Origin of the sequence: Cellulophaga sp., from assembly GCF_039943695.1 — a bacterium.
Lineage (GTDB): Bacteria > Bacteroidota > Bacteroidia > Flavobacteriales > Flavobacteriaceae > Cellulophaga.
Genome location: NZ_JBDVAA010000125.1, coordinates 1 through 8,843 on the forward strand (window position 1 = coordinate 1; position 8,843 = coordinate 8,843).

An 8,843-nucleotide genomic window follows, 5' to 3' on the forward strand; every position below is an offset into this window, starting at 1 on the left:
TAAAAGGTGGTTCTGTTACAGATGTTTTAAACAACGTACCATCTGTAGATGTAGATGTAGAAGGCGCTATTAGTTTACGTGGTAATGAAAGTGTTAAAATATTAATTAACGGTAAGCCATCTGCCCTATCTGGTTTAGACAATGCTGCATTAAAGTCGTTACCTGCAGATGCTATAGAAAAAGTAGAAGTTGTAACAAACCCATCTGCTAGATATGATGCTGAAGGTACTGCTGGTATTTTAAATATAATTTTAAAACAAAGTAAAACTGCTGGTCTAAATGGTTCTGTTTCTGCTACTATTGGCGACCCAGAACAATATGCTGGTTCTGCAAACATAAACCTTAGAAGAGACAAGTTTAACCTGTATACAAACTTAAGCTACAGAGACAGAACAGGTCCTGGTAATGCATTTTTTGAAAATGAATATTTTAATGAAGATGGTACTACTGCAAGTTTTGAAAACGAATACAGATATTACGACCGAAGTAATAAAAACTACAACGCTAATATTGGTTTTGAATATTTTATTGATGAAACAAGCAGCATTACAAATTCTGTATTATACAGAAAGTCTAATGGTTTAGACAAAGCAGATATAAACTTCTTTAATTTTGATGGCAATATGAATCCTACCATTGAAAGACAAAGAAATACTTTAGAAGATGATGATGAAGAAACTGTACAATACTCTTTAAATTACGAGAAGAGGTTTAATGATGATGGAAACAAGTTAACTATAGACTACCAGTACTCAAGATCGGACGAATTAGAAAATGCTAGCATTCAAGAAACAGTTAGTGGTAGCACAACTAATAGCCCACTAGAACGCACAATTACAGACAACAATCAAATAAAACAATTAGTACAATTAGATTATGTGTTGCCGTTTGGTAAAGATTTTGGCTCTCAGTTTGAAGCTGGTTACAGAGGTAACTTTAACAATTACACTACTGATTATGACTTTGGTCAAGAAACAAATGGTGTATTTAACAGCAATCCAAACTTTAGTAACACACTGTTTTTTAATGAGACAGTAAATGCTGCTTATGTACAATTAGGTACTAAAATTAATAAGTTTAGCCTTTTAGGAGGTTTACGTGTAGAAGATACAGACATAGAAATAGAATTAGCAGAAACTAGTGATGTTAACACTAAAAAATACACAAACTGGTTTCCTTCTGTCTTTTTAGGATATGAATTATCTGAGATGGAGCAATTTACTGTTAGTTACAGTAAAAGATTAAGAAGACCAGGTTCATGGTTTATTAACCCTTTTCCTTCTAGATCTAGTAACACAAACTTATTTTTTGGTAATCCAGATTTAGATCCAACATTTACAGATGCTTACGACTTAGGCTATTTAAAAAGATGGGATAAAGTTTTATTCAACATTTCTGGTTACTACAATCACTCTACTGGTGTTTTTCAATTTATAACACAAGAGACGGGAGATTTTGTTAGTATTGAAGATCCTGCAAACCCAGGTAGTTCTGTAGATATTCCTGTACAAGCAAGAACACCAATTAACTTAGCTACAGAAACTAGGTATGGTTTAGACATTACATCAACCTACACGCCAATGAGAAATTGGAGATTTAGCTTAAACCTTAACTTATTTCAGCAAAATGTAGAAGGTGAGCATACGTATACAAATTTCCAAGACGAAATTATTACGCAGAACTTTGATGCTGAAAACTTTAGTTGGTTTACAAAATTTAGTGCAAAAATACCTTTACCTGCAGAAATAGATTTTCAAACTAACTTAACGTACAGAGGTCCTTCTAAAAATGCTCAAACAACAAGAAAAGGAATGTTTAATTCTGATTTAGCTTTAAGTAAAGATCTACTAAATGATAAGGCTACATTATCATTAAGTGTAAATGATATTTTTAATTCAAGAAAACGTAGATCAGAAAGTAGAACGGAAAACATTTTTTCTAACAGTGAATTTCAATGGAGACAAAGAAGTGTAGCACTAACTTTTACTTACAGATTTAACCAACAGAAAAATCAACGTAGTAAAGGAGAAATGAGAGATAGTGGCGGAGATATGGAGATGCAAGGGTAACACACCAACTATATAAATATAAAAAAGAGGCTGTTTTTTTTAAACAGCCTCTTTTTTATTATGTTAATAGATTAATTTATTGGATATAAACTAAAATACAAACGTAAATTTCTATTTTTAATATTTAAAATAGGACACAAAAAAAGAGACTCTTTATAAGTCTCTTTTTTGTTTTTTATTCTAAACGCTTTGCTTTTTTAGCTTCTCGTTTTTCTTTCAGAAATTCTATAAGTGATCCGCCCAACCAATAAGGTATAACAAATGTTAATAAAAATATCATTAGCCAAAATCCTATTGTTAGGATAGTTAAAAAAGCTAAAAAACCTAAATACTGGTCAAATTCAAACATAAGTAATTTATTTTAACGGTTACAAAGATACTTGTTAAGATGAATAGAACAAATCTAAATCAAAAAAAAATAGAATTATTTTAATATTTTTATATATTTGTAGTATAAGACGTACTAATTTCACCTTAAAACACTTATAAAAAATAAGGTAAAACAAAACGTTTTAAACTAACAAACTCAACCCAATAACCTACTTTAAACTCATGCGTAAGAATATACATAATTGCCTAGTCTTTTTATATATCAATTATTAATGACTAGCCACTAATGAAAAATATTTTATTTTTGTTTTTAGCCTTAACCACAGCTATTAACGCTCAACAAAACCAAGATAGCAACAGTAATAATTCTGTTAAACTAACAGGCACAATTATAGATGCCAACACACAAAACCCTTTAGAATTTGCTACACTTATAATACAAGATATTAATAATCCCCAATACATTTCTGGAGGCATTAGTAACAAAAATGGCAAGTTTTCTATTAATGATCTTCCTAAGGGAGAATACAATATTAAAATTGAGTATATTTCTTACAAAACATATCATTTAAAAAACTTAAAGCTTCAAAAATCTAAAAATATTGGAAGCATTAAGCTAGAGTTAGATGTTGAAGAATTAAATGAAGTTGAACTTATAGCCGAAAAAACTACTGTAGAATTAAGGCTTGACAAAAAAATATACAATGTTGGCAAAGATTTAACCTTAAATGGCGGTTCTGCATCTGATGTTCTAAACAACATACCTTCTGTTTCTGTAGACCCAGAAGGATCTATTAGTTTAAGAGGTAACAATAATGTAAAAATACTTATTAACGGCAAACCCTCTACCCTTTCTGGTATTAGTCCAGAAGCTTTAAAACAAATGCCTGTGAGCACTATACAAAAGGTAGAGGTTATCACAAACCCTTCATCTAAATATAGTTCTTCTGGTACTGCTGGTATATTAAATATTATTCTAAGAAAATCTAAAAAATCTGGTTTTAATGGTTCTATTACAACTACAATTAAAGATCCAGAGTATTATAAAGTTGGACTTGCTTTAGGCTTAAAAAAGAAATTATTCAATATATTTTCTAACATCACATATACAGACAGAGAAAGACCTGGATATTCACTTTTTTATAACGATTTTTTTGATACCAATAATACTAACATTGGTTTTGAAAATGAATACAGATCATTAGACCGTAATTATAAAAATATTACTGTAAATGCTGGCATAGAGTTGTTATTAAATAAAACTTCTAGCATCACTAATTCTGTGGCTTATACAAAAGCATCGGGTTTAAATTATACCGGTATAGATTTAAATAATTTTAATGCTGTAAGCAATACAACCATTAACAGAAATAGAAATACGGAGGAAGATAGCGATGAAGAAAATATACGCTACTCATTAAATTATAAAAGAAAATTTAATTTAAAAGGTCATATTTTAAGTGCAGATTACCAATTTTCTAGAAGTTATGAATTAGAAGATAGAGCTATTAACGAAGTTATATTAGACAATAACAACATTGGTTTGTTTGAAAAAGCAATTACTGACGACCACCAAATAAGTCAACTTGCACAAATAGACTATACACTTCCTTTTGGTAAAAATTATAGCTCTAAATTAGAAATTGGATATAGAGGCGTTTTTGATGATTACAAAATAGACTATACAGAAGGTTCTATAGTAAATAGTCAATTCTTTAAAAACAATACATATAGTAACAATCTTGTGTATAGGCAAGATGTTAATGCTGGTTATCTACAGTTTGCACAGGGTTTTAATAAATTAACCGCTTCATTAGGAATACGTGTAGAACATACAGATGTATCTGTATTATTAACTAATTTAAATACAAAAGACGCAAAGTCATACATTAATTGGTTTCCTTCTATGTTTTTAAGTTATGAATTTACTAATACAGAAAAAATTAGTTTAAACTACAGTAAAAGAATTAAGAGACCAACAGCTGGTAACTTAAACCCTTTTCCTAATAGAGTTAGTAAAACTAATTTATTTTATGGCAATCCAAATTTAGACCCAATGTTTACAAATTCTTTTGAGTTTAATTATTTAAACAAATGGGATAAAATAACTTTTAATGGCGCCCTATTCTATTCTAAAACTGAAGACGTAATACATAACGTTTTAATAGAAACAGGAGAAACAATAGTAATTACTAATAATAACAATACCATTTCTACACCTGTAATTGCTAAAACTAAAAGGAATATTGCAGAAGAAGATAGGTTTGGGTTAGATGCTACATTTACTTATGTTCCTATAAAAAAATGGCGTTTTTCTTTAAACCTGTTTATGTACAAACAAAACTTAACCGGTAAATATGCATACGCAGATACTAATAACCAAATGGTTAACGTAAATTTTAATGCAAACCAGTTTAGATGGACAACTAGTTTTAGTGCTAAACTTCCACTACCCTATGATGTTAATTTTCAAACAAATTATTACTATATAGGAGCAGACAACAACTCACAAACAAAAACAAATGCTTTAGACAGACTAGATTTTGCTTTTAGTAAAACTATTTTAAAAAATAAAGCTTCAATTTCTATAGGAGTTACAGATATTTTTAATGCGTACAGACGATATTCTACTACCAACCTAGACAGCTCTACTTCGTACAACGAGCTTCAATCTGACCAAAGAAATCTTAGAGCTACACTTACATATAAATTTAATTAACATTATTTTTAATTAAAGTTCATATTTACTCCAAAATAAACTAAAATCACCAAATAAATAAGCACTAAAAATTTTCCAAATTCTTACCTTTGTATCTATAAAAAATTAGTACAATGAGCTTTAGAATAGAAAAAGATACAATGGGCGAGGTACAAGTACCTGCTGATAAATATTGGGGAGCACAAACAGAACGCTCTAGAAACAATTTTAAAATTGGACCAGCTGCATCTATGCCATTAGACATAGTTTACGGATTTGCTTACTTAAAAAAAGCAGCAGCTTACACCAACTGTGAATTAGGTGTTTTATCTACAGAAAAAAGAGATTTAATTGCAAAAGTTTGTGATGAAATTTTAGAAGGTAAACACAACGATCAATTTCCTTTAGTTATATGGCAAACAGGCTCTGGTACACAGAGTAATATGAATGTTAACGAGGTTGTTGCTAACAGAGCTCATGAAATAGCTGGTAATGTTATTGGTGAAGGTGAAAAAACAATACAACCAAATGATGATGTAAACAAATCACAATCATCTAACGATACATTCCCTACTGGAATGCATATTGCTGCCTATAAAAAAATAACTGAGGTTACTATTCCTGGAATTAAACAATTAAGAGATACTTTAGAAAAAAAATCTAAAGAGTTTGCTAATGTTGTAAAAATAGGTCGTACGCACCTTATGGATGCTACACCATTAACATTAGGTCAAGAATTTTCTGGGTACGTATCTCAATTAAATCATGGTTTAAAAGCACTAGAAAACACATTACCACACTTAGCAGAGCTTGCTCTTGGTGGTACTGCTGTAGGTACAGGTTTAAATACACCTGCTGGGTATGATGTTCTAGTTGCTAAATATATTGCAGAATTTACAGGTTTACCTTTTATTACTGCTAAAAATAAATTTGAGGCATTAGCTGCTCATGATGCAATTGTAGAAAGCCATGGAGCTCTTAAGCAATTGGCGGTTTCTTTAAACAAAATTGCAAATGATATTAGAATGATGGCTTCTGGACCACGTTCTGGTATTGGCGAAATAATTATACCAGCTAATGAACCTGGAAGTTCTATTATGCCAGGAAAAGTAAACCCTACACAAGCAGAAGCTATAACTATGGTTTGTGCACAAGTAATGGGTAATGATGTTGCTATAACTGTAGGTGGTACACAAGGACACTATGAGCTTAACGTTTTTAAACCAATGATGGCTGCAAATATATTACAGTCTGCACAATTAATTGGTGATGCTTGTGTTAGTTTTGATGTTAACTGTGCTGCTGGTATAGAGCCAAACCATGCTATAATTAAAGAATTATTAAATAACTCTTTAATGCTTGTAACTGCTTTAAATACTAAAATTGGATATTACAAAGCTGCAGAAATTGCAAATACAGCACATAAAAACGGTACTACATTAAAAGAAGAAGCTATTAATTTAGGTTACGTTACTGCAGAACAGTATGATGAATGGGTAAAACCAGAAGAAATGGTAGGTTCTCTAAAATAGTAAACCAAACCAGTATAAAACAAAAAAGGTGCAATTTAAAATTGCACCTTTTTTTATATCTATAAATAAAAGTTTATTTAAGAGTAAACTCGCTTTTACCTAATATTTTTAATTTAGAATCATAAACTATAGCCATATAATTTCCTTTTTGAAAATCACCAGCTGGCTTATTTACATAATCACAGATATCTAAAGTTCTGTTCTCGTAGTAAAAAGCAGTTGCTTTACTATAAGTTAAAGATGCTCCACCTTCGTTAGATTTTGTAGTTCCTTCTCCTAAAACATTTCCTTGAGGATCTAAAACTTCTAAATAAAATTCTCTATCACCTGCTTGTGCAATTGCATTGTCTGCAACTGTAAAACAAATTTTAAGTTTATCTGCTCTACCTGCTCTAGTTGTAGAAACTAATTTACCACTACTACGCTCTTTTACTGCATCTACAGAAAACTTAGCTAAATTTAATGCAGAACCTTTTTCTACTGCATCAGCTAATTGTGTATTTTGTACAACTAAAGAATCATTAAAAACTGTTTGTCTAGATAATTCTTGGTAAGTACTATCTCTTTCTATTGCTAACATAGTATTAGAAGTAGTTAAAGAATCTACTTTTTTAAGTAAAAAAGCTCTTTCTTTCTTTAATAAACTAACTTGTCTTCTATATCTAGATAATGAAGAGATATCTGTTTTCATTGTTTTAACAGAATCAATGTATTTAGCAATTCTGTCTCTAGCTTCAACTAATTCCTCATTAGTAGCGTTACTTTCCATAATAGCTTTGTCATACTCAGACTGTAAGCTAGTTAAATCATTAACTACATATTCTTTCTCTTGTGTTAAAACAGTTTTGGTCTTTTCTCTATCCTTATATAAAGATACAGTATAGGCTATAGACCCTAACAATCCTACTCCTAATAAAACAGCAAGTACTTTTAACCCCGTATTACTCTTTTTCTCACTCATAACAATACTATTAATTCAGTTTAATTTATTAACTTGACTTAAGTTAATCTTTTGGTTCAATTTATATACGTTTTGGTTTAACCATTTAGATTATCTCTACCCAAAAATTGGTTGTAGGTATAGATTAATCGTCTAACGGAAATAATTACTTAAAATTATAATTAACAATGAATAATTTAACATTTATTCCCTTTCAGCCAAAATACGCTAAAACCTTTAAAAAACTAAATTTAGAGTGGATAAAAAAGTATTTTGAAGTAGAAGAAAAGGATATAGAGCTCTTAAACAAGTGCGAAGAGAATATTATAAATAAAGGAGGATACATTTTTTTTGCTAAAATTGATGATACCATTGTAGGATGTGTGGCTTACATTAAAATTAAAGAAAACGTTTATGAGCTAGGTAAAATGGCAGTAAATGAAGATTATCAAGGAAAACGAATTGGCCAAGCATTGTTAGATTATGCTATTGAGTTTGCTAAAAAAGAACACTGGGAACAAGTAATTTTATACTCTAGTGTTAAACTTAAAAATGCATTACACATTTATAAAAAAATTGGTTTTGTAGAAATTCCTATAGAACCAGATGTTGTATATAAAAGAAGTAGTATAAAAATGGAACTAAACTTAAAATAAAATGAAAAAACTAACGAGTATTGTTGTTATTTGCTTATTTCTAGTGAGCTGCAAAGACGAAAAAAAAACAGACATAGCAACAAAAAATACCACAATAGAAAATTCTAAAGAACGTAAAAGCAACTTTAAAGTTATTCCTATAGAACACGCAACAGCTGTTTTTAACTGGGGAGATAAAACTATTTACATAGACCCTGTTGGTGGAGTAAATATGTTTAAAAACCAAGATAAACCAAATTTAATTTTAGTTACAGATATTCACGGAGATCATTTAAATGTAGAAACCCTAGAAGCTATCAACACAGAAAAAACAACAATTATTGCTCCGCAAGCTGTTGCTGATAAATTGTCTGATAATTTAAAAACTAAACTTACTATACTAAATAATGATGAGTCAGTAGATTTTGCTGGCATAAAAATTACAGCAATACCAATGTACAATTTAAGAGAAGAAGCTATTAAATTTCACAGTAAAGGTCGTGGTAATGGTTATCTACTAGAAAAAAATGGAGAACGAATTTATTTCTCTGGTGATACAGAAGACATACCAGAAATGCGCGCTTTACAAAATATAGATAAAGCCTTTATTTGTATGAATTTACCATATACTATGACGGT

At 30.0% G+C, this 8,843-nt stretch carries 7 protein-coding genes; 5 read left to right on the plus strand and 2 right to left on the minus strand.

All coding sequences use genetic code 11. The annotated features are described in order from the left end of the window. On the plus strand, positions 1-2,069 hold a 2,069-nt coding region (locus ABJD66_RS08645), incomplete at its 5' end, for an outer membrane beta-barrel family protein (RefSeq protein ID WP_348130467.1). Between the two features lie 175 nt (positions 2,070-2,244). Here ABJD66_RS08645 and ABJD66_RS08650 read toward each other — a convergent pair. Then, positions 2,245-2,418: a hypothetical protein gene (locus tag ABJD66_RS08650; protein ID WP_013622269.1), complete on the minus strand. Its 174-nt coding sequence runs from the start codon at positions 2,416-2,418 to the stop codon at positions 2,245-2,247. 267 nt (positions 2,419-2,685) lie between these two features. Between ABJD66_RS08650 and ABJD66_RS08655 the strand changes: the two genes are divergently transcribed. Together ABJD66_RS08655 and fumC are read left to right on the plus strand one after the other, a co-directional pair. Beyond that, positions 2,686-5,118, plus strand: a complete 2,433-nt coding sequence (locus tag ABJD66_RS08655) for an outer membrane beta-barrel family protein (RefSeq protein WP_348130471.1) — start codon at positions 2,686-2,688, stop codon at positions 5,116-5,118. 113 nt (positions 5,119-5,231) lie between these two features. Beyond that, positions 5,232-6,629, plus strand: a complete 1,398-nt coding sequence (fumC, locus tag ABJD66_RS08660; protein ID WP_303542612.1) for a class II fumarate hydratase — start codon at positions 5,232-5,234, stop codon at positions 6,627-6,629. 73 nt (positions 6,630-6,702) lie between these two features. Here fumC and ABJD66_RS08665 read toward each other — a convergent pair whose 3' ends face one another. After that, on the minus strand, positions 6,703-7,590 hold the full coding sequence (locus tag ABJD66_RS08665; protein WP_100896174.1) for a hypothetical protein: 888 nt from the start codon (positions 7,588-7,590) through the stop codon (positions 6,703-6,705). Between the two features lie 167 nt (positions 7,591-7,757). Here ABJD66_RS08665 and ABJD66_RS08670 point away from each other — a divergent pair, with 167 nt between their 5' ends. After that, entirely contained in the window at positions 7,758-8,225 is a 468-nt protein-coding gene (locus ABJD66_RS08670; protein WP_100896175.1) for a GNAT family N-acetyltransferase, read from the plus strand. A 1-nt stretch (position 8,226) separates the two neighbouring features. Continuing rightward, on the plus strand, positions 8,227-8,843 hold a 617-nt coding region (locus ABJD66_RS08675; RefSeq protein WP_348130476.1), incomplete at its 3' end, for an MBL fold metallo-hydrolase.

What these genes read in the sequence shown, in the direction of transcription:
- ABJD66_RS08650 (WP_013622269.1), bottom strand. Translation starts at nt 2,418, where the DNA reads ATGTTTGAATTTGACCAGTATTTAGGTTTTTTAGCTTTTTTAACTATC.
- fumC (WP_303542612.1), top strand. Translation starts at nt 5,232, where the DNA reads ATGAGCTTTAGAATAGAAAAAGATACAATGGGCGAGGTACAAGTACCT.
- ABJD66_RS08655 (WP_348130471.1), top strand. Translation starts at nt 2,686, where the DNA reads ATGAAAAATATTTTATTTTTGTTTTTAGCCTTAACCACAGCTATTAAC.
- ABJD66_RS08665 (WP_100896174.1), bottom strand. Translation starts at nt 7,590, where the DNA reads ATGAGTGAGAAAAAGAGTAATACGGGGTTAAAAGTACTTGCTGTTTTA.
- ABJD66_RS08670 (WP_100896175.1), top strand. Translation starts at nt 7,758, where the DNA reads ATGAATAATTTAACATTTATTCCCTTTCAGCCAAAATACGCTAAAACC.